Source organism: Lwoffella lincolnii, assembly GCF_002014765.1.
Lineage (GTDB): Bacteria > Pseudomonadota > Gammaproteobacteria > Pseudomonadales > Moraxellaceae > Psychrobacter > Psychrobacter lincolnii.
This window is the reverse complement of record NZ_MUYT01000004.1, coordinates 448,756-472,513: the sequence shown is the minus strand read 5'-3', so window position 1 is coordinate 472,513 and position 23,758 is coordinate 448,756. Positions and strand designations below refer to the sequence as shown.

Annotated in this window: 18 protein-coding genes; 12 read left to right on the top strand and 6 right to left on the bottom strand. The window is 44.2% G+C overall.

The features are described from left to right. The first annotated feature begins 8 nt into the window (after positions 1 to 8). The 3 genes from B0682_RS04260 to der all read left to right on the top strand — a co-directional run bounded on the left by B0682_RS04260 (position 9) and on the right by der (position 3,787). Positions 9 to 887: a YfgM family protein gene (locus tag B0682_RS04260; RefSeq protein WP_078306813.1), complete on the top strand. Its 879-nt coding sequence runs from the start codon at positions 9 to 11 to the stop codon at positions 885 to 887. 182 nt (positions 888 to 1,069) lie between these two features. Then, a complete protein-coding gene (gene bamB / locus B0682_RS04255) occupies positions 1,070 to 2,311 on the top strand; it encodes an outer membrane protein assembly factor BamB (RefSeq protein WP_158077862.1) in 1,242 nt (413 codons plus the stop codon). A gap of 57 nt (positions 2,312 to 2,368) precedes the next feature. Beyond that, the gene (der, locus tag B0682_RS04250; protein ID WP_078306811.1) at positions 2,369 to 3,787 is read left to right on the top strand and encodes a ribosome biogenesis GTPase Der; all 1,419 of its coding nucleotides are present in this window, start codon (positions 2,369 to 2,371) and stop codon (positions 3,785 to 3,787) included. A 98-nt stretch (positions 3,788 to 3,885) separates the two neighbouring features. Here the strand turns inward: der and B0682_RS04245 are convergent, their stop codons facing one another. Together B0682_RS04245 and B0682_RS04240 are read right to left on the bottom strand one after the other, a co-directional pair. Continuing rightward, a complete protein-coding gene (locus B0682_RS04245) occupies positions 3,886 to 5,034 on the bottom strand; it encodes a D-alanyl-D-alanine carboxypeptidase family protein (RefSeq protein ID WP_078306810.1) in 1,149 nt (382 codons plus the stop codon). A 247-nt stretch (positions 5,035 to 5,281) separates the two neighbouring features. Beyond that, a complete protein-coding gene (locus B0682_RS04240; protein ID WP_143823261.1) occupies positions 5,282 to 6,118 on the bottom strand; it encodes an MCR_0457 family protein in 837 nt (278 codons plus the stop codon). Between the two features lie 458 nt (positions 6,119 to 6,576). Between B0682_RS04240 and B0682_RS04235 the strand changes: the two genes are divergently transcribed. After that, on the top strand, positions 6,577 to 7,368 hold the full coding sequence (locus tag B0682_RS04235; protein WP_078307065.1) for a M23 family metallopeptidase: 792 nt from the start codon (positions 6,577 to 6,579) through the stop codon (positions 7,366 to 7,368). A 132-nt stretch (positions 7,369 to 7,500) separates the two neighbouring features. Here the strand turns inward: B0682_RS04235 and B0682_RS04230 are convergent, their stop codons facing one another. After that, entirely contained in the window at positions 7,501 to 8,898 is a 1,398-nt protein-coding gene (locus B0682_RS04230) for a peptidylprolyl isomerase (RefSeq protein WP_078306808.1), read from the bottom strand. A gap of 174 nt (positions 8,899 to 9,072) precedes the next feature. Then, a complete protein-coding gene (locus B0682_RS04225; RefSeq protein WP_158077861.1) occupies positions 9,073 to 12,243 on the bottom strand; it encodes an LPS-assembly protein LptD in 3,171 nt (1,056 codons plus the stop codon). A gap of 213 nt (positions 12,244 to 12,456) precedes the next feature. On the opposite strand from B0682_RS04225, the gene B0682_RS04220 reads away from it, so the two are divergent. Together B0682_RS04220 and murU are read left to right on the top strand one after the other, a co-directional pair. After that, positions 12,457 to 13,617 carry an aminoglycoside phosphotransferase family protein gene (locus B0682_RS04220; protein ID WP_078306806.1) on the top strand — a complete coding sequence of 387 codons (1,161 nt, stop codon included), beginning with the start codon at positions 12,457 to 12,459 and terminating at the stop codon, positions 13,615 to 13,617. Between the two features lie 53 nt (positions 13,618 to 13,670). Continuing rightward, entirely contained in the window at positions 13,671 to 14,489 is an 819-nt protein-coding gene (gene murU, locus B0682_RS04215) for an N-acetylmuramate alpha-1-phosphate uridylyltransferase MurU (RefSeq protein WP_078306805.1), read from the top strand. A gap of 122 nt (positions 14,490 to 14,611) precedes the next feature. Here the strand turns inward: murU and ahcY are convergent, their stop codons facing one another. Further along, positions 14,612 to 16,030 carry an adenosylhomocysteinase gene (gene ahcY, locus B0682_RS04210; protein ID WP_078306804.1) on the bottom strand — a complete coding sequence of 473 codons (1,419 nt, stop codon included), beginning with the start codon at positions 16,028 to 16,030 and terminating at the stop codon, positions 14,612 to 14,614. Between the two features lie 374 nt (positions 16,031 to 16,404). On the opposite strand from ahcY, the gene msrAB reads away from it, so the two are divergent. The 5 genes from msrAB (at position 16,405) to htpX (ending at position 21,550) form a co-directional block, all read left to right on the top strand. Beyond that, on the top strand, positions 16,405 to 18,132 hold the full coding sequence (gene msrAB, locus B0682_RS04205) for a bifunctional peptide-methionine (S)-S-oxide reductase MsrA/peptide-methionine (R)-S-oxide reductase MsrB (protein WP_078307063.1): 1,728 nt from the start codon (positions 16,405 to 16,407) through the stop codon (positions 18,130 to 18,132). A gap of 116 nt (positions 18,133 to 18,248) precedes the next feature. Next, positions 18,249 to 18,698, top strand: a complete 450-nt coding sequence (locus tag B0682_RS04200) for a hypothetical protein (RefSeq protein WP_078307061.1) — start codon at positions 18,249 to 18,251, stop codon at positions 18,696 to 18,698. Between the two features lie 2 nt (positions 18,699 to 18,700). After that, the gene (locus B0682_RS04195) at positions 18,701 to 19,405 is read left to right on the top strand and encodes an LrgB family protein (RefSeq protein WP_078307059.1); all 705 of its coding nucleotides are present in this window, start codon (positions 18,701 to 18,703) and stop codon (positions 19,403 to 19,405) included. A 201-nt stretch (positions 19,406 to 19,606) separates the two neighbouring features. Next, positions 19,607 to 20,413: a lytic transglycosylase domain-containing protein gene (locus tag B0682_RS04190; RefSeq protein WP_240494870.1), complete on the top strand. Its 807-nt coding sequence runs from the start codon at positions 19,607 to 19,609 to the stop codon at positions 20,411 to 20,413. A 225-nt stretch (positions 20,414 to 20,638) separates the two neighbouring features. Next, the gene (gene htpX / locus B0682_RS04185; protein WP_078306802.1) at positions 20,639 to 21,550 is read left to right on the top strand and encodes a protease HtpX; all 912 of its coding nucleotides are present in this window, start codon (positions 20,639 to 20,641) and stop codon (positions 21,548 to 21,550) included. A gap of 99 nt (positions 21,551 to 21,649) precedes the next feature. On the opposite strand, the gene queC is transcribed toward htpX, so the two are convergent. Continuing rightward, positions 21,650 to 22,417 (bottom strand): 7-cyano-7-deazaguanine synthase QueC, encoded by a 768-nt coding sequence (gene queC, locus B0682_RS04180; RefSeq protein WP_078306801.1) that lies wholly within the window; start codon positions 22,415 to 22,417, stop codon positions 21,650 to 21,652. 328 nt (positions 22,418 to 22,745) lie between these two features. Between queC and ttcA the strand changes: the two genes are divergently transcribed. After that, positions 22,746 to 23,756: a tRNA 2-thiocytidine(32) synthetase TtcA gene (gene ttcA, locus B0682_RS04175; protein WP_420845504.1), complete on the top strand. Its 1,011-nt coding sequence runs from the start codon at positions 22,746 to 22,748 to the stop codon at positions 23,754 to 23,756. Positions 23,757 to 23,758 lie beyond the last annotated feature (2 nt).

Sequence of the window (23,758 nt, the reverse complement as noted above, 5' to 3'; positions counted from 1 at the left end):
AATCTCCTATGAGTAACAACATTTCGGTCAATGGTGATGGCAGTCTGGACAAACTTAAGCGGTATGGTGGCAACATTGCCATGGCGATTGTCGTGGCATTGTTGGCTTTTGCCATTTGGCAATATTGGCAAAAAAACCATTCGCACGCCGATTTGACAGCGTCAGACATGTACACGCAAATCCAGCAAAGCCAAGAACAGATTGCCCTTGGCTTACAAAACCCTGACCTTGCCGAGGCTGACCGCAACGAGTTGCTAAAGCAACAAGAACAGCTTGGTTTGCAAATTGAGCAGTTGGTGGCTGGGCATTCTGACAGCATCTATGCTTGGCAAGCTTTGATGGCACAAGCCAAAGAGCAGACCGATGATGGTCATTATTCAAAGGCGATTGACAGCTTAAGTCAGGCGTTAAGTGTCAAAGATATTGATGCAGGGCTAAAAGCCATCACCGAGTTGCGACTGGGGCAGGTGTATTTGGCGGACAATCAACTTGATGCTGGCAAAAAAGTGGTGAGTGTTGAGATGCCAACTGCCTTTGAAGCCAGCCGTCAAGAGTTGCTTGGTGATATTTATGTCAAACAAAATAAGCTTGATGATGCCAAACGTGCTTATGAAAATGCGTGGGAGCTGTTGCGTAAACGTGAAGAAAACCGTGCCATTTTGTCATTAAAAATGGAGAGTTTGGGCATGCAATTTGAGCCGATTGTCGTCCCACAAATGGTTCAGATGCAGGATTTGACCGCGCCTTTACAAGCACCTGCCACAGATGTTGCCATGCACCATGTTGATGCAGACACTGTTGACGCAAACGCTGTTGATTCAGATACTATTGACGCAGACAATGAACAAGGTGGCAGTGACTTGGAGAATGCCACACAACCACAATAAGCAACGGCTTGGGTTGAACAACACAAACAGACCAGCCAAATGACCAGCCAAGTCAAATGAGCAAAGTTAAACCACCAAAATTAAACCACCAAAGTTAACCCACTGAACTGACTTTAAGTTATCAATTTAAGCCAAATTGAAGTTACATTGCCAAACCAAATGAGTGAACGATAATGTCTAAAATGTCTAACCACAAATTTTTTTTAAGCCATTTAAGTAACCCAACACATCACCAAGCACATCATGCAAACAGGTATTTGGTAAAAAAACCGTTTTTTTTGCTGGGTGTGTTGGCGGTTTCGCTTGCTTTGACTGCCTGTAATAAAGGCATCAACCCGGTGGAGCATGAACCAAGCAAACTTGTGAGCTTGGCACAAAATCCCACCGTGCTACAGCCCATTGCTAATTTTAAACTGGGTGGTGGCAATGCTAAAGACCCCTTGAATTTGCAACCTGTTATCCAAGCCAATCATGTCTTTGTGGCATCTCGTGATGGTCAGGTAAAATCGTATCCGTTGGCAAGTGATGCCCATGCGTGGTCAATCAAGCTAAAAACACCAATCACATCTGGCATAACGGCTGATGCCACTGGTCAAACCTTGGTTGTTACCCATAAAGATGGCAGTGTTACCGCCTTAAATGCTCAAAATGGGGCAGTGAAGTGGCAACGTCAATTAAGCGGTACGGTGCTTGCACCCGCATTGATTGCCAATGCTCGTGTGCTGTTGATGGCAAACGATGGCAACCTATATGGGCTAAACTTACACACAGGTGAGCAGGTTTGGCGATTTAATACCAGCACACCAGCCATGAGTGTGCGTGGAGCAGCGTCCCCCATCTTACTGACTGACAACTTGGCATTATTTGCTGGTGCTGATGGACGCATGTATGGCTTAACGGTTGATGCAGGTTTGCCACAGTGGTCTTATCGTGTTGGCATTGCCTTAGGGGCGAGTGCCATTGAACGCATGACTGACATCGATGCCACGCCAGTTGTGGATAATAATCAATTGTTTGTGGTGAGCCATGGTGGGCAATTGGTGGGTTTTGATTTGACCCAGCAACGCATCTTATGGCAACAAGACACAGCCAGCCTTAAGCGGTTGGCAATCACCGATACTACTGTCATTGCCACTGATTTAACAGGAAAAGTCTTGGCATTTCATCGCAAGACAGGTGAACCATTGTGGCAAAATGAATCTTTAATGTATCGCCAGTTAACCAATCCTGTTGTCATCAATCACTTGGGGCAATCGTTGATTGCGGTGGGTGATTTTGAAGGTTATGTGCATATGTTAGACGCTCAAACTGGCGATATTGTCAGCCGTATTCGTGGTCAGGGCAGTTTGACCCATCTGAATGTCATGGACAATCGTTTGGTCACTCAGAGCATACAAGGTGATGTGCAGCTTTGGCAATGGTAATCATCTCAACCATATCACCATTTTTTGTGTTTTATCCTAATTAGGTCATTTATAACCATGAGCATCAAACCTGTCGTTGCTTTAATTGGTCGTCCCAATGTGGGCAAATCAACCATATTCAACCAACTTACCAAGTCTCGCCAAGCGTTGGTTGCTGACTTTTCTGGCTTGACTCGAGACCGCCAATATGGTGATGTGCATTATGATGGTAAATCTTTTATTGTGGTCGACACAGGTGGCATAGGCGAAGCAGATGATGGCTCTGGCAACATTGATGATTATATGTCGGAGCAATCTTATACCGCCATTCATGAAGCGGATATTTTGCTGTTTGTGGTGGACGCTCGTGCTGGTGTCATTGGTTCAGACAGTGAGATTGCCAAATTTTTGCACAGCTTGGGCAAGCCTGTTTATTTGGTTGCCAATAAAATTGATGGTATCCATGAGGCCGCCATTGGTGAATTTTTTGCTTTAGGCTTAGGCAAGCCATATCCTGTAACCGCCACTCATGGTAAAGGTTTGCTGACCCTATTAGATGATTTGACCGCTGGCATGACTTTGGACACTGACGCAGAAGAAGACGTAACAGATGGGCTTAAGCTTGCCATCATCGGTCGCCCTAACGTGGGCAAATCTACCTTGGTTAATCGCATGTTGGGTGAAGAGCGGGTGGTGGTGTTTGACATGCCTGGCACGACCCGAGACAGCATTTATATTCCCTTTGAGCGAGAAGGTAAGCATTATGTGCTGATTGATACCGCTGGTGTGCGTCGCCGTGGGCGAATTGATGAGACGGTTGAGAAATTTTCGGTTGTTAAGACCTTACAAGCCATCAAAGATGCCAATGTGGTGGTGTTGGTGATAGATGCCCAAGAAGGCATTGTTGATCAGGATTTGCATATGCTTGGCTATGCCTTAGATGCAGGGCGAGCAATGGTCATCGCCATCAACAAATGGGATGGGCTGACAGACGAACAAAAATCCTACGTCAAAACCGAGATGGACAGACGTTTTAACTTTATTCCATATGTTAAAACACATCTTATCTCAGCATTGCATGGCACAGGTGTGGGCAATTTGTATCCTTCCATTCATAAAGCCTACCAGTCATCACTGTTTAAAGTCTCTACCAATCGCTTGACACAGATATTACAAGACGCCGTTACCGCTCACCCACCACCCATGATATCAGGGCGACGCATCAAACTACGTTATGCCCATCTTGGGGGACACAATCCGCCTGTCATCGTCATTCATGGCAATCAAACCAAATCATTGCCAAAAAGCTATCGCCGTTATTTAGAAAATCAGTTTAGGCAAGTGTTTAAACTGGAAGGCACACCGCTTAACATCGAGCTGAAGCAAAATGAAAATCCTTTTGAAGGGCGACAAAATAAATCGACCAAAACCAAAGCACAACGGCTTAGACAAAAAAAACGCATTCAAAAATTTAAACGCAATGACAAAAAACGCTGACGCTGAAAAAATGCTGACGCTAGGGACACACCTAGCGTTTGATTAAGATAACGATAACGCTTAATGAATTAAAACAACATGAGTTAAAACAACATGAATTAAAACAACTGCTTTACCCAACGGCTGATGCGTTGCCATAATCGATGAATAAAGCCTGCTTGTTCAATGTCTTGCGTGGCAACCACATCAGCAGATGCCACGGTTTTGCCATTTTGTACGGCATGGACTTTGCCCAACGTTTGACCTTTTTTGATGGGAGCTTGTAGGTCAGGCTGGATATCAACAGCGGTGGTGAGTTTGCCTTGAGCATTTTTGGTTGTCAGCACACGCAAATCACTGGCAGTGACCAACTCAACTTGCTCCGTTGTGCCAAACCACACAGGCACTTTTTGTATCAATTGTCCTTTGGGGGCAAGCACTGCATGGGTGAAATGCCCAAAGCCCCAATTTAATAACTCACGAGATTGGTCTGCTCGGGCTTGCATGCTTTTAGCACCCATGATGACAGAGATTAGACGCATGCCATTGCGATTGCTTGATGCAACCAAGCAATAACCTGCTGCATTGGTATGTCCAGTTTTTAGCCCATCGACTGTTGGGTCAGTGAGCAGTAACGCATTGCGGTTGCCTTGGGTAATGCCATTATAGGTGAATTCTTTTTCAGAATAGATGTCATAATATTTGTCGCTATGTGAAATGATTGCCTTGGCAAGTTTTGCCAAATCCATCGCCGAAGCCACATGACCATCTGCAGGCATGCCAGTGGCGTTGACAAAATGCGAATCAGTCATACCCAAGGCTTGAGCTTCTTCATTCATCAGTTGAGCAAAAGAGGATTCACTGCCAGAGACATACTCAGCCATGGCGATGGAAGCATCATTGCCTGATTGAATGATGATGCCCTTGAGCATGTCGATGACAGGGGCAGTTTTATTGACAGGCACATACATACATGACTGCTGACTGCTACCACGACACCACGCATTTTCGCTCATGAGTACAGGTTCATTTTCTGTCAGCTCACCATTTAATAATTTTTTTTCGATGATGTAACTGGTCATCATTTTGGTTAATGACGCAGGAGGCAGGGGCTCATTGGCATTTTTTTGAGCCAAAATTTCGCCTGTGGTGTAGTCCATCAGTACATAAGCACTGTTGTCCATCTCTGGTGGTGTTAAAGCGTATGCACTAAAACTGCTGGTAAGAAGTGCAAGGGTAAAAGCGGTTTTTTGTGAAGATAAAATCATGACAATGACAACAATAATTTAAAGGCAATAATTTATAAAGGTAAATAAAGTAAATAAGCTTTCAATAAAGCTGATGATGACAGCTTTTAAGCCATAAAATCTGTGATAAAGTGGCGTATCTTAACAAATAATATCAACAGATAAAACATCAATTATCATCACCATCAATTATCATTGCCATGTTACCTATTATTTGTCATATGCGATTGATAAAGTGGTGTCTATTTAAAAGAAACAGTTACAGCGGTCATAAAGGAGCGGTTGCAATTTCTTGACATAAAATGGATTTGTCAGTCTTAGACAAGCCATTTAGCCAAGATTTAAGGCTATTTAGCTCACGTCGGTAGTTACGCTGGGTGGATAAAGAGTGCATGATTGCTTGTGGGTCGTCCACATTGGGCAACAAATCTTGCAGTCGAGTGTTAAACGCCCGTTGAAACGATTTTTGTTGGGAAGCAGACAACACGCTTGGACAAATCTCACTTAACACATGCATGACCTGTAGCGAGGTCAATTCCACTTTATCCATCTCCAAAATTTCATTGGCAGATGGCAATGCGTCATTTTCTTTATCATGACTTGCCACCATCATGGGATTGCTGCGTTGCTTTTGTATGCTTGGCAACATATGAATGCGATAGCTGACAGTCTGACTGATGTGATGCAAACCTATGGGCATATGGTGGCTTTGAGCTGTTTTTGCTGATGTGGGATTTGCTGGGGCAATGAAAAAGAACTCTGTGTTAGCATGGGCTAAGGTGACACTTATCAGCGAATTGATGGTAACAATCATGCCAAAAAACAACCGAGATAACTTCACAGGGTTGGGGCAAATTGACATCAGTACGGACTTAAGGTGATAAAAAAACTGCCAAGCCAGCTCAGACAATCCTAAGGGTAACTCAGGGGGGCTGATGGGTTTGATGATTGTGTGTTTTGTTATTGACAGTTGAGCTTTAAAAAAAAGACTGGGCTTAACCAAATTGGGAAAAAACATCATTCGCTTTTTAGCAGTCAAATTAAGCATGTTTGTCGTACGTCCACTGAATGTTGTTAACACTGATGTTGTTAATGCGTTCGTCATGCACATCCATATTAAGCATGATTGATGATGGTCATCATTATTGATGATATAAAAATAGAAATGACCAAGGCATATGAATGACCAAGATAATAGTATCTTGCTAATATCACGGTGTCATGTAGCAAATCCTTAATCCTGTTATGATATTGTGTCTAAATATTAATTATTGGAACTATTTAGCAACAATTTTTTGCAAAAAATGCCTGTGTGATGACATGCTTATGTGATGAATTGCCAACACATTCTAACACGTCCTAATCGGTTCATGGCACACCATTAAAAGACATGCCATTAAAAATACATGCTATTAAAAATAAATGTATCTGTTACAATGAAAACGCTTCCCATCGTGATGACCACATGACCATCAGAGTATTACCATGAATTTTTTATTATTTTTTATTCAATCGAAACTAAAAAGCCATGTTTGGTTGCAGTATTGCTTGCCAGCAAAATTCATGTCTAAACTGAAACAAATATCATGTTTATCATGTGGTTATTTAAGGCTGTTATTAAACGCATTATGGGTGGTGAGTGTGTTGGCTCTAACCGCATGTGCCAGCCCAAACCCACATCAGGTTAATACCAGCACACAAAATATCATCATTAATGAGCAAGGTGTGCCTAACCGTTACCTTGTGAAATCAGGTGATACGGTCAGTCGCATTGCTCAGCGATATGGGTTAAATTACCGAGAAATTGGGCGACTTAATCAGCTAGACAGTCATTATACGATTTATGCAGGCACGTGGTTGACGTTATGGAATGCTCGCACCAACACCAGCTATTTACCCAGCAATCAGAACATTAAGGTTGCTAAGGGGTTTATGCTCCCCAGTCATAATAGGGTGATTGGTGAGTTCAATAAAAGTAATGGCATCATTGGCATGTGGTTTGAAGGTCAGCTAAACGACCCTGTGCTGGCCAGTCAAGATGGCAAAGTTCTTTATGTCGGTGAAAGCTTAAAAGATTATGGCAAATTAATCATGCTAGAACATGGTAATGGTGTGGTCACGGCTTATGCTCATAACAATCGCCTTTTGGTCAGTCAAGATGAGCTGGTCAAACGTGGGCAACCGATTGCCACCATGGGTCATATTGCCACCCATTCTGCCATCAGAAACAACATGGCGGTCAATGGCATGGCGGCAAACAATAACGCAAACAATAACAATAACGTGGTGGCATTGGAATTTCAGGTGCGGTTGCACGGTGAACCCATTGACCCAAGAAGCATCTTGACTAACTAAAAACATTTTTACTAACAATCATCATGGCGTTTGTGTTGAGTGTTATTCATGTCGAGTGTTATTCATCGTTGTTCAAAATGTTTTTCACCGTTGTTCAAAATGCTGTATTGTTGTTCACAGTGATTGACACACTTATTGATACACTCGAATATATGAGTTTGCTTTTAATTGTTCAAGCCATTCTTCGATGATTTGTGGGGCTTGGCGAGATTGTAGTATCATCAAGGCTTGCTGGCGTTGTCGCTCGTTACTGATGTCTTTTTGTCTGGTTGCTGATACCTTGACAATGTGCCAACCAAATTGCGTTGCAAACGGTGTGGAGAAGTTACCGATGGGGGTGCGTTTCATCATGGCTTCAAACTCAGGCACCATCTCACCTTCGCTGACCCAATCCAAATCACCGCCTTTGCCAGCTGACCCTGCGTCTTGTGAGTACATGGTCGCAAGCTGAGCAAAATCTTCACCATGGCGTAAGGCGTTATGAATCTCGTCTATCTTTTGCTTGGCAAAAGGTTCTGTTTGCTGGTCTTGATTTTTAATTAAAATGTGCTGAGTATGCCATTGGGGAATGATGTTGGTTTGTTCGTTTTGTGATTGACGCACATCAATAAGTTTGATGATGTCTAAGCCATGTTGGGTAATCAGTGGTGGGGTAACTTCACCAATTTGTAAACTGGTGATGCGATCGGCTAGGGCAGCAGGTAGGTTGTCTGCCAAATGGTATCCCATATTGCCCCCTTCAATGGGGTGTGGGTATTGGGTGGCTAATGAAGACAGCAATTGATTTATCTGTGGTTGCGTACGCACATCATTGTTTTGTAATGCTTTAACCAAAGTATCTGCCACGTTCATGGCGTGCTGTTGCTCATTGGCACTTAGATTATTGATGTCAGACAGATATGGCACACGAAAGTGTAAGGTTTCGTATTCTTTAGGGGTGAGAAGATTGCTTTCTGGCGATTGCAAAAATGCCTGAATGTCTTGTTCATTGATGGACAGCTCACCATATAATTGTCTTTGTTGTAGGGCTTGGATGATTTGTTTTTCGGCAATCTGTTGATGTAATTGGGCATATGACCCAGCCATCTGGCTGTCCATGTGTTGTTGTAGCTGTGTCAAAGAGTGAAAGTTTTGGCTTTTGGCAATGTCATTGAGTTCTGCATTGACAGCATCGGCATTTAAGGTGAGTCCTAAGCGTTTGGCATAATCCAGTTGCAATTGTTTGATGATTAAGCCATCAAGGGTTTGAGTTTGTAACTGACTGTCTGAAATCAACTGCTCACCATTGGCTTGTAAGGCAAGGCGTTCAGCTTGTAAAGCTCGTTCAAAATCACTTTTTAAAATGACCGAATCATTCACCATCGCAAGAATGCCATCACTGTGAATGGTGGCTTCACTAGATGACGCACTGACTGTTGTTGTGTTGGCTTGTGTTGTGTTGGCTTGTGCAGGCATTGCCACAGTTGTGAATGCCCAAGACATGGCAATGGATAAACCCAACATTGGGCGAGTTAACATAAGTTTACGCATAAAAAAATCTCTTTAAAAAAAATCTAGAAACCACTCAATAAAATCATCAAACAAAATAGCACACATTGGCACAAATGATTTGGTAATCATGCAATCATGGTACTATTATAATAAAATCATGAGGATAAAAAATCATTATAAATCATCATAATAAAAAATCTGACCAATACGTGTCTATTTTACCCAAGCATCTTGCACAGGTGTCAAGCCATATGTCCTATCTTGTAACAAACGGCTAAAGCGTCCACTCTTTGGGCTAAGCCCTGTTAAACGTAGCTCTGCCATGATGGTATTATCAGGTCGAGCGGTGATGTCCAACTCATTGGTATGTCGTCTGACATAGACCGATGCCCCAATGCAGCAATCTTGAAAATCAATCCCAAGCAGCCCATCGGTGATTTGGTAACGCTCATCATCAAACTGCCCTTGTGCCATCAGTCGCCAGTTTTGGTTCACGGGCATCACCAAAGAAGCCGTATATGCTTTTAGGGGTAATTGGTTGGTGTTTTGGTCGGCTTGTCGGTTGATGACACCTAAGCTTATCATGCTGTTGTCAGTGGGCTGATAACGCAACTGACTGGTTAAAAAATTTAGGCGGTGGTCAGATTTGCTGGCGATATTGGCATGCCACCATAGCTGTTTAATGGGTTGGGCTTGTATGCTGGCAACCATGCCAGAAGAGCGATTGCTAAATAGTGCCTTATCAGAGCTGGCGTGGGTATTGGGTGTGCTGATAAAGTCGCTTAAACGGGTCTTGCCATGACTCAAATAAAACTGCTCGGCGATACCAACATCTAATCGGGTGTTGCCTTCGCTGTCTATGTAACGGTAGTTAATGGCTGGGGTGATGGCATGCAAGTCTTGAATGCGGTCATGCCCCAAAAACCAAGAATCAGCAAACAGTTGTTCATAAGATAAAGAAGCAATGCGGGTGTTAAAATTTGGTAGGCTGTTTTGGTCTTTAAATGGGGTGTAAGTGTACTTTAACCGTGGGCTTAGCAGTTGGTGTCCATTTTTTATGATGGCTTTATTGTGGTCATCAACGCCATCAAACCAACCAAACGGTGAGCCTATTTTTTTTAGATAAATGCCTGTGTCTAAAGCAACAGTGGGCAAAAAGATGCCCTGCTGTCTGTCATGTTTGCTGATTTGGTTGTTCAATGTGGTGTGTTCATCATAGCGAGCAAACAGCTGTTGTAAGCTGACGCTTGGCACGGCATAGCCCCAAGTGTTGTGCATTGGGTAGATGGCGGTCAGTTTATTGTACATGCGAAATCCGCTTTTCTCTGGGGCAGAGTTGTCTGTGATGCTTTTTTGAAAATAGCCGCTGTCATGCACGCCTGTCAGCTTGATGTTGTTGGTGATGTTGTTGTTGGTGATGTTGTTGATGTGGTTGTTGTTTTTTAGCCACTGATTTAATGGCAATGCGTAATTGACCGTCAATTGTGGCAGTTTGGAATATGGCTTGAGTGCATCGGTGGTGGGGTTACCAAACGCATCGGTAACATCTAAGTTTTGGTAGGTTTCTACTTTTAGATGGGCGTTGATGTATTCATTAAAATAATTAAGCTGAGCAGAACGTGGCAAGTGGGCATGGTTATCAAAATTGCCAAGATGCTCCCTGCCTGTTGTGCCAAATACTTCAAAATCATCAATAAAATCTGCGTCAGAGACATATTGGTACACCGCTTCGCCAGTCAGATTGTCAACGTGTTTTGACTGCCAAAGATGCTTGGCAAATAGGCTTTTGCGGGTTTTTTTGTCATATTGACGGTCGTTAGGCAGATAGTCGCCTTGAATTTGACTATGACCAAAATCATGACTTAAATGGCGAAACTCTGCCGATAGCATGGGGTTGCGGTTGCTAAAGACCCTTGGGGTGATGGTGGTGTCCATATTGGCCGCTAAGTTGGCATAATATGGAGTTTGTAATTCAACTTGCCCATCGTTTCGCCAACTGACGCTGGGCAGTAAAAAGCCACTGGCACGCCTATCATCAATCGGAAAATTAAAGTAAGGCAGATACGCCACTGGCACATCGCCAATCTTAAGCCGTGCATCTTTTGCCACCCCACGCCCTGATTGATTGTTTAGCTCAATGCTACCTGCTTGCAATCGCCACTTAGGATTGGTGGGCGGGCAAGTGGTGAACATCACATCGGTTAAGTGAAGTCGGTCATTGCCCGTTTTACGCAAAGTTTTGGCATGACCGTGAGCTTGTAGGGGAATGCTGGCAAATGCCACGTCATTGGCATGGGCAAGCTGTGATTGGCTGTTGTATTGAACTTCTTCTGCGATGGTTATCAGACCACCTTGTGTTAGACCACGGCTTAGTTGTTGATGAGCATGGAGTGGCTGGTCAGCATTGCCATGATTGCCAGCCGTTGCTTGAGTGGTGCTTGTCATGGCGGATAACTGGCTGGTTGGTCTGTCAGCAAATAACACATTACCACTGGCGGTGGCATGTTGACTTTGCACATCGACCAGCACTTTATCGGCTTGTATCACTTGGTTGTTCTGTTGTACAAGCACGTTGCCTGTCAGTGTGGCATGGCGAACGTTGTCATAATAGCCATGGTCCGCTTGTGCTTTTAAGGTGTTGGTTGGTGATGATGGGGTGGCAACATGATTTGTTTGCTGGTTTAAGCCATTGTCATTGTTGGTGATGCTGCTGGGATAAACCCATCGTCCAGCACACAAAGGGGCATCAGCCTCAATCCAATCATGAATGCGATTGCTTAGCTGGTTGGCGGTGTTGTCTATCTTGCTGTCTGTTTGTTTGCTGTCTGTCTGTTTATCCGTGATATTGGTTTGATTTGGTGAAGAATAGAATGACGTAACGGCATCATTGGGGTTGTTGGGATTGTTGCTTAGGTCATTGGGGTCATTGTTAAGGTCATTGGCAGGTGTTGGATAAGAAGGCACATCATGATAAGGCACATAATATTGTGATAAGCGTTCCAAAGCATGTTGAGCCAAATCAATGCTTTGATTTTGTTGCATTTGTTGTGATTGTCTGTGTGAGTGTGCGTGCGATTGTTCAACCGTGGGCATTGACTTTATGTTAGGCGTTTTAGGCTCACTGGGTTGTTCATGGGCAGACATATGAACAGCCGCTTCATGAACAGCCGCATGGGTAAACATTGGCATCATCGCACAACCAATGAATGACATGGCACAGACCAAAGGCTTTTTTTTAATGATGTTGCTTGTTACCAGCCGTGGTGTTTTATCTTGGGTGGTGTTTTGATAACCTTGGTCATTTTGACGACAAAGATGATGACAAAGGCACAACCATGGGGGTGAGTGATAACATGGGGGCGAGTGATAAAAAGCATGATTCATAACAGTCATAGCAAGGTGGTCATCACAAAACAGAAATAAAAACAAAAATGCAAAAATCGACCACACTCACCACCGCAGTACAGACAAAGGCAGGTAAGGGTAGTGATTTCATGTGGTGATAAAAGTACTGACATGTTACCATAGCCAATTTGATTAGCCTAGATATTACTGACCTAACGCCCATTGATTGGTTGTTATTTTTTGGAAACTCCCATGTCGCATGCCACCCCCACCCACGCCCATCGTTTTGTGCATTTAGATGCTGATGCTCATCTGACTGACCGACAGCAAGCCTTGCAAGCTTGGCTTAATCAGCACATCGATGGCGATTATGCCATTCACAGTTTGCTTGGTGATGCCAGTTTTCGGCAATATCATCGCATTATTTTGGCAGATGATGCCCCTCAGATGATGCCCAAAAGCATGTTGGTGATGGACGCCCCACCAGATAAAGAATTGGTCAGTCAGTTTGTGCAGGTGGCAAATTTACTTGCTTCTGTGGTGAATGTTCCTGATATTTTGGCAAAAGATGTCCCCCAAGGATTTTTATTGTTGCAGGATTTTGGTAAGACCGAATTTGCTCACTTATTAACAGCCAGTACCGATGAAAAAATTAACTCGCTTTATCATCAAGCGATGCAAAGCATCATTGCCATTCAAAGCTTAGATGTCAATAAGGTTGCATTGCCTTTGTATGATGCCCACTTGCTCAAGCAAGAAATGGCGTTATTTAGTGAGTGGTTTTTGCCTTATGTGGGGGTTGATTTATCAACTGATGATAAAGGGCAGTACTGCTGGCAGCAGCTGGTTAGCCAAATCGTCACAGAAGTGAGTGAACACCCAAGCGTTGTGGTGCATCGAGATTATCACAGTCGCAACCTGATGCAAGATGATGTTGATGGCAAAAATTTAGGCATTATTGATTTTCAAGATGCGGTGATTGGCTCGTACGTTTATGATTTGGTGTCTTTATTGCGAGATGCTTATGTGAACTGGCCACAGTCAAGCATTGAAGCTTGGACAGCTGAATTTTGGCACATGTTGCAGACAGTAGGGTACTCCTTGGTTTCAGATAAACGCAACAGTACCGATCTTAAGCAATACCATAAGGACATGATGGTCATGGGAGTGCAACGTCATCTTAAGGTGTTGGGTATTTTTGTGCGACTGGCACAACGAGATGGTAAAACTCGCTATTTGGCAGACATTCCCAAAGTCATGGACGATTTGTTGTTTGAGCTGAATTGGCTGGCGAACATGACCATCAACCCGGACGATAAGCAAAGTAAGCACACTTGGCAGGTGGCACAAGCGTTTTTATCTTGGTTACAAGATGACGTGTTGCCAGTGTATCGTCAACAGTTTTTGTCATAACCGTTTTTATCATAACCATTTTTGTCATATTGCTAAAAAGACTTAACCACATCATGCAAACCCATATCGATAAACATTGGCAACACCAACCCATTCGCCAAGCCATGATATTGGCAGCGGGCAAAGGCACACGAATGCGTCCATTGACTTTAACCACACCCAAACCACTCATCAAGGTGGGCGGTCGAGCATTGATAGAGTGGCACATCTTGGCATTACGGCAGGCAGGCATCACTGACATTGTTATTAACGCTGCTTGGTTGGTGGATAAATTACAAGCAGGCATCGGTGATGGCAGTCGTTATGGGGTCAATATTCGTTGGTCGGTGGAAGAAAAGCCGTTAGAAACCGCTGGTGGCATCGCCAAAGCCTTATATGAAAATCAGCTAAAACCAGAGCCTTTTTTACTCATCAATGGTGATGTCTGGACACGCCATCCATTAGATGGTCTTGGTAAAAATGCGGGTCTTAATCACTCACAAGACGTCGATGATGTGGCTGCTTTGGCTCATTTATTGTTGGTTGACAACCCTAAACACAATAGGGCAGGGGATTTTATTTATCATGATGGTAAAGTGCTGATGAAACCTGATCCTCAAAAACCTGAGCATCAAGAAGCAGACCACAACTCAAGTGAGCAAGCACGTGAGCAAAAGACATGGACATTTGCAGGCATCAGCCTATTGCACCCTGCCTTGTTTGTTGATGTGCCTTATGACAGACCTTATCCGTTGGCAAAAGTGCTTAAGCAAGCGATGATGACAAGTCAAGTGTCAGCTGAAATTTATGATGGCGTTTGGGTGGATGTGGGAACGCCTGAACGACTGGCTTGGGTTAATAACCATCTTAAACAAATCAATCCGACCACTTAACGGTCAATTTTTATTCAGCCAATGCCAGTGGGGCAGTCGACCCATTATTTAGCTTGAGAGTAGTTTTAAACTAAATGATGAAATCGACCATATCATGATCTGTTATACGAAGATACTAATCCTTAATATTTATAGTTTTTCGCTTTAAACGGCCCATCTATCGGCACACCGATGTAGTCCGCTTGGGTTTGGGTGAGCTTGGTGATGACCCCATTAAATCCTGCCACCATGGCGGCAGCGACTTCTTCATCAAGCTTTTTAGGCAGGACTTTGACATACAGGCTGTCTGCTTTTTTGTCCGCTGGCAAATTGGCAAATTTTTGTTGATACAGATACATCTGTGCCAGCACTTGATTGGCAAAAGAGCCGTCCATCACCCTAGAGGGATGCCCTGTGGCATTGCCCAAATTCACCAAGCGACCTTCGGATAATACCAGCAAATAATCACGCTCATCATCAGAGCGGTAGACTTGATGAACTTGTGGCTTGACTTCAACCCATTGCCAGTTATCACGCATAAAATTGGTGTCAATCTCGGTATCAAAGTGTCCGATATTACAGACCACCGCCCCAGATTTCAGGGCGGTTAACATGTCGCTGTTGCAGACATGGTAATTGCCTGTGGTGGTCACGATAAGGTCGGTGTCTTGTAGCAACGCTGTGTTCACGCCTTGACTTGGCTCACCATTGATAAAAGGCGAAACCAACTCATAACCGTCCATACACGCTTGCATGGCACAGATGGGGTCAATTTCGCTGACTCGTACAATCATGCCTTCTTGACGCAGGCTTTGGGCTGAGCCTTTGCCCACATCGCCATAACCGATGACCAAGGCACGGCGGCCAGCCAGCAGCATGTCGGTGGCACGCTTGATGGCATCGTTAAGACTGTGGCGACAGCCATATTTGTTGTCGTTTTTGGATTTGGTGATGGCATCATTGACATTGATGGCAGGGACTTTGAGTGTGCCTTTATTCAGCATGTCCAGCAGACGATGCACGCCTGTGGTGGTCTCTTCACTGATGCCATGAATGCCCTTGAGTATCTGTGGATAGTCATTGTGGATAAGGGCAGTCAAATCGCCACCGTCATCTAAGATGAGGTTGGCATCCCAAAGTTTGCTCTGATTTTGAGAGTCACTGCCATCATGAATTTGTTGGCGTAAACACCACTCGTATTCTTCTTCGGTTTCCCCTTTCCATGCAAACACAGGGATACCAGCGGCCGCCATGGCAGCAGCGGCGTGGTCTTGGGTGCTAAAAATATTGCATGATGTCCAGCGGACTTGGGCACCCAAGGCAACCAAGGTCTCAATCAGTACCGCCGTTTGAATGGTCATGTGGATACAGCCTAGGATTTTAGCCCCTTTAAGGGGTTGCTGGTCTTGATAGCGTTTTCTTAACCCCATCAGGGCTGGCATCTCAGCTTCTGCCAAGGCAATCTCACGGCGACCATAATCGGCTAAGCGGATATCAGCGACTTTATAATCGGTGAAGTTTTGGGTGATGGGGGTTTGGTTAGTGGTTTGGTTGGGGGACATTGCGGATTCTCCTAATGATGACACTGACAATAACGGTAAGCATTTTAAGGGATTTTGCCAACATTGTCGATGTTACTAACATTGTTAGAAAAACATCATCAGAAAGATATTGTCATAAAAACATCGTTATACAAAACATTTGCCAACATCAATCACAACACAAATGACCACATAAACAACTTGGCAACCATTGGACAGTTCGTTTATCATGATGAATGCCATTGAGTGAATGCCACTGACGCATTTACGCATTAAGGTACATTTTTTTAAGGCAATTTTTGTCATGTGAGGAATTTATGAACACCCCCATCAAGCATACCCACAAGCATATCCATTTTATCAGCCATCTTATCAATCATACCATGAGCCATACCATGAACCATGTTACTAAAAATCATGCGGCTAAGGGCAGTATTGCCCTTATCAGCGTGTTGTTGTCCGCTTGTGGGCAAATGAGCAACGCTCACGGCAATGCTTTGGCGAATGGTGATGCGGTTACTCACAGTGGCATGGCAGGTAAAACAGACAGCAAAGACATGTTGCCATCTAAAACGCTCAAAAGCTTGTCTGCCTTGCCACAAATTACCCATCATTTGGGTGAAACAGGCAAGCAAGTCATTGATGCCGATAAACCCACCTTGGTGAAGTTTTGGGCGAGTTGGTGCCCACTGTGCTTGGGGACTTTGGCAGAAACTCAAGACTGGCGACAAGACCCCACCTTTGCAGGGCTGAACATCATCACTGTGGCAAGCCCTGGTCATTTAAATGAAAAACCTGCTGATGAGTTTCGCCAGTGGTATGCTGGCGTGCAGGGTGATTATCCTAAATTACCAGTGCTGCTTGATGCTTCAGGGGAGCTGATTGCTCGTCTTGGCGTACAGGTGTATCCAAGTTGGGCAATATTGGATAAAAAAGGCAATTTGGTGCGTCTGATAAAAGGCAACTTGACCACTGAGCAAGCCCAAGCGTTGGCACAAAATGCAGATAACGATTTTGCCGATTTAAAGGGCAAAAATACCCCCAGCGTGGTTGCCAATGCCAAACCAGCCTCATCAACCAAAGCGTTTTATAAAGCCGATGGTTCGCCCATACGCACTAAGACCATTTATTTGGCAGGCGGGTGTTTTTGGGGTGTGGAAGCTTATATGGAGCGGATAGATGGTGTGGTTGATGCCGTGTCAGGCTATGCCAATGGCAATACCGACAACCCAAGTTATGAGCAAGTCATCGCAGGTTCAGGTCATGCAGAGACAGTTAAGGTAACTTATGACAGTGATAAAATTGACTTAGCAACTTTACTGGCGTACTATTTTCGAGTGATTGACCCCACCAGTGTCAACAAGCAAGGCAACGACCGTGGTGTGCAGTACCGCACAGGCATCTATTATCCTAAAGACAGCACAGCAGAAGATAAAGCCGTCATTACCAACGCTCTGGTACAATTACAGAACAAGCACAAATCCCCCATCGTGGTAGAAAATTTGCCCCTACAAAATTTTACTCAAGCAGAGGATTATCATCAAGATTATCTGAGCAAAAACCCCAATGGCTATTGCCATATCGATATCAGCTTGGCAGATGATGCCCCACCGACCGAACCATCGCAAAGTTTGGCACCTGCCAGCAGCATTGAACAAGCCCTTGACCCCAAGCGGTATCAGGCATATAAAGACAAAAATCTTAAAAACACACTCAGCCACGCCCAATACAACATCACCCAAAACGGGGGTACAGAACGGGCATTTAGCCATGAATATGACCACCTATTTGCCCCTGGTATTTATGTCGATGTGGTCAGTGGTGAGCCATTATTTTTGTCCACAGACAAATACAATTCAGGGTGTGGCTGGCCAAGTTTCACCAAACCGATTGCCCCACAGGTCATCACCCAGCACAATGACACCAGCTATAACATGATACGTACAGAAGTTCGCTCACGAGTGGCAGACTCCCATTTAGGGCATGTGTTCCCTGATGGTCCTAAAGATAAGGGAGGCTTACGCTATTGTATCAATGGCGGTGCGTTGCAGTTTATTCCTGTGGATAAAATGCAGCAATCAGGCTATGGTGTGTTTGTGCCAAAAATTAAGATGAAAAATTGATGAAAAATTAAACATCGGTCCATAAACAGCCCACTCAAGGAAGAGACAACATGGCAAAAACGTCAATCCACATGCCCACTCAAACGCCCACAGCTCCTCACATACCCACTTGCCACATGCCCACTTGGTTGGCGTTGCTATTGACGTTAGCCATGGTGGTGCTGGTGCGTGAGGGGTGTTTATGGGTCTGTGTGCAGTTGGGTATGGCACAGGCAGCCAATATTGTTGGCTTGGTGGTGCTGTTTTTGCTGTTGATGGGTTGGCGAGTGTGGCGTGGTTTTGCAGGTGGTTTGCCAACGTGGCTCACCACCGCCAGTAGTTTGTTGTTGATGGAAAGTGGGTTTGCTTTTTTACCCGTGTCAGCAGGGGCAGGGTTGTTGATGTTTGGCTTGGGTGATGAGTTGGTGGGGTTTGTACTGGTGATTGTTCTGAGTACTTTATTGCCATTGTGGGGGCTGGGTAAGTTGTCGCAAGTGTGGCTGGCAGACAGTTTGCCAAATAATCAAAACCCAAACAATCAAAACCCAAACAATCAAAACCCAGACAATCAAAATGGACTTAACTGATGATGGCCGTCATTCATCATGATGTTACGCATGGCAGTGGTATGGTGCTGGTGATGTTGGCATGTGCGTTGACTTTGCTGGCACATGTGTTCGCTAGGATATTTGCCAAATATCTGCCCAATGTGCCGATGGTGGTGACAGCAATGATGGCGGTGTTGCTGATGTTGTTTGTGCTGTCTTGGGATTATCACCATTACTATCAAGTTGCCAAGCCTGTCTTTGACCATTTGTTGGGTTATGTGACGGTACTGCTTGCCATTCCGCTTGCGTCTATGAATTTTAAAGGGTTACCCATCAAACGTCTGTTAATGCTTGCAATGCTTGCCACTTTGGTTGGGGCATTGCTTCCCATGGGGCTGGCATGGGCATGGGCGTTGAGTCATGATACCGTGCTGTCGTTTGCCACTCGTGCGGTAACCACACCCGTGGGGTTGAGTGTGGCAAGCATCATTGGCGCTCCTTTAACGATGGCAAATCTCATCATCATTGTGTCAGGGGTGGTTGGGGCAGTGTTTGGGCGGATATTGTTAAAAAATGTGCAGGATGACCGAGCCAAAGGCTTGGCAATGGGCATGATGGCACATGCGTTTGGTACGGTAGAGGCATGGCAAATCAGCCCTGTGGCAGGTCGTTATGCGGCATTTGGGCTGGCGGTAAATGGGTTGCTGACAGCGGTTTGGTTGCCTTTTTTTATGATGTTATGGTGAATGTGAATTTTTTGCTTATTTTGTAATTTATCCGTTTATCGTTTTATCCGTTTATTGTGGTCATTAATCTTGCGAATACGGCGATTAAGGTTATTTTATGTTATAGTTAGTTGTTGCCATGTCCTTTTTAATCAACCAATGAGTGGATTTATGAGCGCCATACCTTCTGTCTTAATAACGGTACTAACGGTCATCTTTGCCATGATGACAACATCAGCAACTGCTGGCAATATGTACGTTTATAAAAACAGCAGTGGACAAGTGCTGTTAACCAATACCACCCCATCAGGTAATTTTCAAGCATTTAACAAAAAAGTCAAAGAAACTTACTACCCAGACTCACAAGTTCGCAACCTAACCAACAACACATCAGCCAGCCATTATGGTCAAAGTGTTGCCAGTCGTTCTGCCAATCGCAATGCCTATGATGCACTGATTCGATCGTCTGCCGCTCGTCATGGTGTTGACCCTGCATTGATGAAAGCGATGATGCACACTGAATCGGCGTTCAATCCCAATGCCCGTTCACCCGTTGGCGCTCAAGGGTTGATGCAGCTGATGCCAGCGACTGCTCGGCGTTTTTCGGTGAATAACACATGGAGTCCTGCTGAAAATATTGAAGGGGCTGCCAAATACATCGCATGGCTGATGCGTCGATTTAATAACAACGTTGAGTTTGCCATCGCAGGATATAACGCAGGTGAGGGGAATGTTGATAAATACGGTGGCATTCCCCCATTTAGGGAAACACGCAACTATGTCAAAAGCGTGCTAAGCCGTTATCATGGCTTGTATAAGCATGACAGCAGTTTGTTTGTCTCTGGCTCTCAAAGTATCGGTGCAAGCTCAGATTTAGGCCATGGTTATATCAGTGATGGCACAAGTAGTTATGGTGTGGGCAACCATGGCACAAGTAACCATGGCACAAGTAACTATGGCGCAAACAGTCATACGGTCAATGCCACTGGCAGTGCTTATGTTAACTCGGCGTATGCCGCTTTGCGTTAATGATTGATACTGGCGGTTTATTTTTTAGTTTTTATTGATTTTGAATATTGGTAACTCGTTTAAACGTTTGACGTTTGGACGAGTTTTTTTATCGATAAAAAACTCGTCCATTGAAAAATCAATGTCTTATGCCCATTATTTGCTGTTATTAGCAATTTGCTGTTATTAGCAAGGAAGTCAAATCATTGTGATTAATTAGATATTGTTAATTAGGAGAGGTTCATTATGATGCGAATTGGCTTATTTTTACTGACGAACATTGCGGTCATGGTGGTGCTTGGTATCGTCATGTCGATATTTAATCTTGGTGGTGCGTTTGGTCAAGGTGGTCTGAATTACACAAGTTTGATGGTCATGTGTTTTGCCTATGGCATGATGGGTTCAATGATTTCGCTGTTTTTATCTAAAGGGCTTGCCAAAAAGAGCATGGGCGTGCAACTGATTGATAATCCAAGCTCTGCTCTTGATAAGTGGCTTGTGGACACGGTGGCTAAGCAAGCCAAAAGCGTCAACATTGACATGCCTGAAGTGGGCATATTTGATAGCCCACAGCCCAATGCCTTTGCCACTGGCTGGAATAAAAATGCCGCTTTGGTGGCGGTGTCCACAGGGTTGCTACAAACCATGACACCAGAAGAAGTCGAAGCGGTCCTGGCACATGAGATTGGTCACGTTGCCAATGGCGATATGGTAACTTTGGCATTGATACAAGGTGTGGTCAATGCGTTTGTGATATTCTTTGCCCGAGTGATTGGTTATTTTGTGGATCTGCTGGTGTTTAAAAATGAAAGCGACTCTCCTAAAAATGAAAGCGACTCTCCTGGTATGGGGTATTTCATCACCAGCATGGTGATGGACATTATGTTGGGATTTTTAGCAACCGCCATTGTCATGTGGTTCTCTCGTGTGCGTGAGTTCCGTGCTGATGAGATGGGAGCAAAACTGGCGGGCAAACAAAACATGATTGCGGCGTTAAATGCCTTACGTCCAGCCAGTCAACAACCTGACCCAATGCCAGAATCCATGAAAGCCTTTGCCATTGCCAGTGGCCAACAACAAGGCTTTAGCATTGCCCAACTTTTTCGCTCACACCCAACATTAGACGACAGAATCACCGCACTAACTAAGCTTAAATAGGCAACTTTAGATAAGCGGTTTTAGATAAGCAGTTAAGCCATCATAAAAAAGCATCTTTTAGATGCTTTTTTTATTGGATTTTGCTAAAGATGGATTTTGCTAAAGGGTTGATAAGGTTGATGGTTTTTGATAGCGTGTTGGGTCTGTGATTTTGGCTTGTTTAAATCCCTGTCTGCGTAATACACAACTGTCACAGTGTCCACATGCCAAGCCATTGGCATCTGCTTGATAACAAGAAACTGTGTCTGCATAGTCCACGCCTAAGCTTACCCCCAAGGCGATGGTGTCTGCTTTACTGAGCGTTTGTAGTGGTGTATCGACATGCAATCGGTTTCCCATAACGCCTGCTTTGGTTGCCAAATTTGCCATGGTTTCAAATGCTTGGATATATTCTGGACGACAGTCTGGATAGCCAGAATAATCCACCGAACTTACCCCAATCACAATATGAGTGGCATCAGTCACTTCCGCCACTGCCAAGGCATAAGATAAAAAAATGGTGTTGCGGGCAGGCACATAAGTGTTGGGAATGGCATCGTTGTTGATTTGTTGATGGTCAAATTTATTCACATCACCCATTGGCACGGTTAAGGCATGATCTGTCAATGATGACCCCCCTAACTGAGCGATGTCTATGTCGATGATTCGATGAGCCACCCCTGCTTTTTTGGCGTTTTTGATGGCAAATTGCAACTCACTGTCATGGCGTTGCCCATAATGAAAGCTAACGGCGGTTACCCTTTGAAAATTGGCTTTTGCCCAATACAAACAAGTAACCGAGTCCAAACCACCTGATAATAAAACAACGGCATTGCCATGTTGAGGGAAGCCAGAAGCTGGGTTTTTAAAAACAGTCACAGAATTCATATGAAGTTGCCATCAGTAAAAAGTATTGATAAAAATGTTGATAAACGCAGTGATAAAAGTCATGGACTTTAAGCAGGTAGTCTAACAAAATTTGCTATAATACAACAAACAACATTGCTCCTGCCATTTTTGTGCCAACAATTAATGACTATTTATGACGGCTATGACTACTATGAATCCCAATAACCCCAATTCTGCTGATACTGCCATGGTTTTTAATCCCAACGTTTTTAATCCTGCCAATGCTGACCCAGCGAACATGTTTGAACAAGCCAAACATTCCCATGATAATCATCGGAATGACCATTGGTCTGATGGGGCTGATGAAATTGGCAGTACTGGCAATGGTGATGATGGTGATGATACCAACAATGCCCATGACACCATCAATTCACTACGCTTTCGTAAATTACAAAAGAAAATCCGTAAGCAAGTATCTTGGGCTATCCGTGATTTTAATATGATTAGTGAAGGTGATGTGGTGATGGTTTGTGTTTCTGGTGGTAAGGACAGCCATACCCTGTTGGATATTTTACTGTTTTTAAAACGCATTGCCCCAGTTAATTTTGATGTGGTGGCGGTCAATCTTGACCAAAAACAACCCAATTATCCAGAGCATATTTTACCAGAGTATCTTAACCGTCAAGGCATTGCCCATTATATTCTAGAAAAAGACACCTATAGCATTGTTAAATCCGTTGTGCCAGAAGGCAAAACTTATTGTTCTGCCTGCTCACGCCTGCGACGTGGGTCGCTATATGGGTTTGCCAAGCAGATTGGGGCAACCAAAATTGCCTTAGGGCATCACCGTGATGACATCTTGGCGACTTTTTTCTTAAATTTATTTCACGGTGGCACACTAAAAGCCATGCCACCCAAATTGCTGAGCGATGATGAGCAAAATGTGCTTATCCGCCCCTTGGCATATGTTGAAGAAAAAGATATCATCAAATACGCTCGTTATAAGCAGTTTCCCATTGTGCCTTGTGGTCTGTGTGGTAGCCAAGAAAATCTACAACGTGCCATGATTAATGACATGCTCAGACAGTGGGATAATGCTCACCCGCAACGTTTGGCTTCTATTTTTCGTGCCTTACAAAACGTTGCTCCATCACAACTGGCAGACCGCAACTTATTTGATTTTGAACGTCTACAACTTAACCGTGATGACAATCAACGTCATTTTGAAGGTGATAACATTCAAGTTGGGCAAAATGCACAGTTGATTGAGATGGGTTTGCCGACTGAGCCTAAGCTTGGCAGTTATGCTGATGATGGCAACGCCAAAACCAATCATAAGCCCAATCATAAAATTCCCACCATCAATCCCTTACTATAGCA

Bases quoted from the DNA above. Each gene is read 5' to 3' on its own strand.
- B0682_RS04235 (WP_078307065.1), top strand. From the start codon at position 6,577: ATGTCTAAACTGAAACAAATATCATGTTTATCATGTGGTTATTTAAGG.
- bamB (WP_158077862.1), top strand. From the start codon at position 1,070: ATGTCTAACCACAAATTTTTTTTAAGCCATTTAAGTAACCCAACACAT.
- B0682_RS04230 (WP_078306808.1), bottom strand. From the start codon at position 8,898: ATGCGTAAACTTATGTTAACTCGCCCAATGTTGGGTTTATCCATTGCC.
- htpX (WP_078306802.1), top strand. From the start codon at position 20,639: ATGATGCGAATTGGCTTATTTTTACTGACGAACATTGCGGTCATGGTG.
- B0682_RS04240 (WP_143823261.1), bottom strand. From the start codon at position 6,118: ATGACGAACGCATTAACAACATCAGTGTTAACAACATTCAGTGGACGT.
- msrAB (WP_078307063.1), top strand. From the start codon at position 16,405: ATGAACCATGTTACTAAAAATCATGCGGCTAAGGGCAGTATTGCCCTT.
- B0682_RS04190 (WP_240494870.1), top strand. From the start codon at position 19,607: ATGATGACAACATCAGCAACTGCTGGCAATATGTACGTTTATAAAAAC.
- B0682_RS04200 (WP_078307061.1), top strand. From the start codon at position 18,249: ATGCCCACTTGGTTGGCGTTGCTATTGACGTTAGCCATGGTGGTGCTG.
- B0682_RS04245 (WP_078306810.1), bottom strand. From the start codon at position 5,034: ATGATTTTATCTTCACAAAAAACCGCTTTTACCCTTGCACTTCTTACC.
- ahcY (WP_078306804.1), bottom strand. From the start codon at position 16,030: ATGTCCCCCAACCAAACCACTAACCAAACCCCCATCACCCAAAACTTC.
- der (WP_078306811.1), top strand. From the start codon at position 2,369: ATGAGCATCAAACCTGTCGTTGCTTTAATTGGTCGTCCCAATGTGGGC.
- B0682_RS04225 (WP_158077861.1), bottom strand. From the start codon at position 12,243: ATGAATCATGCTTTTTATCACTCGCCCCCATGTTATCACTCACCCCCA.
- B0682_RS04260 (WP_078306813.1), top strand. From the start codon at position 9: ATGAGTAACAACATTTCGGTCAATGGTGATGGCAGTCTGGACAAACTT.
- murU (WP_078306805.1), top strand. From the start codon at position 13,671: ATGCAAACCCATATCGATAAACATTGGCAACACCAACCCATTCGCCAA.
- B0682_RS04220 (WP_078306806.1), top strand. From the start codon at position 12,457: ATGTCGCATGCCACCCCCACCCACGCCCATCGTTTTGTGCATTTAGAT.
- B0682_RS04195 (WP_078307059.1), top strand. From the start codon at position 18,701: ATGGCCGTCATTCATCATGATGTTACGCATGGCAGTGGTATGGTGCTG.
- queC (WP_078306801.1), bottom strand. From the start codon at position 22,417: ATGAATTCTGTGACTGTTTTTAAAAACCCAGCTTCTGGCTTCCCTCAA.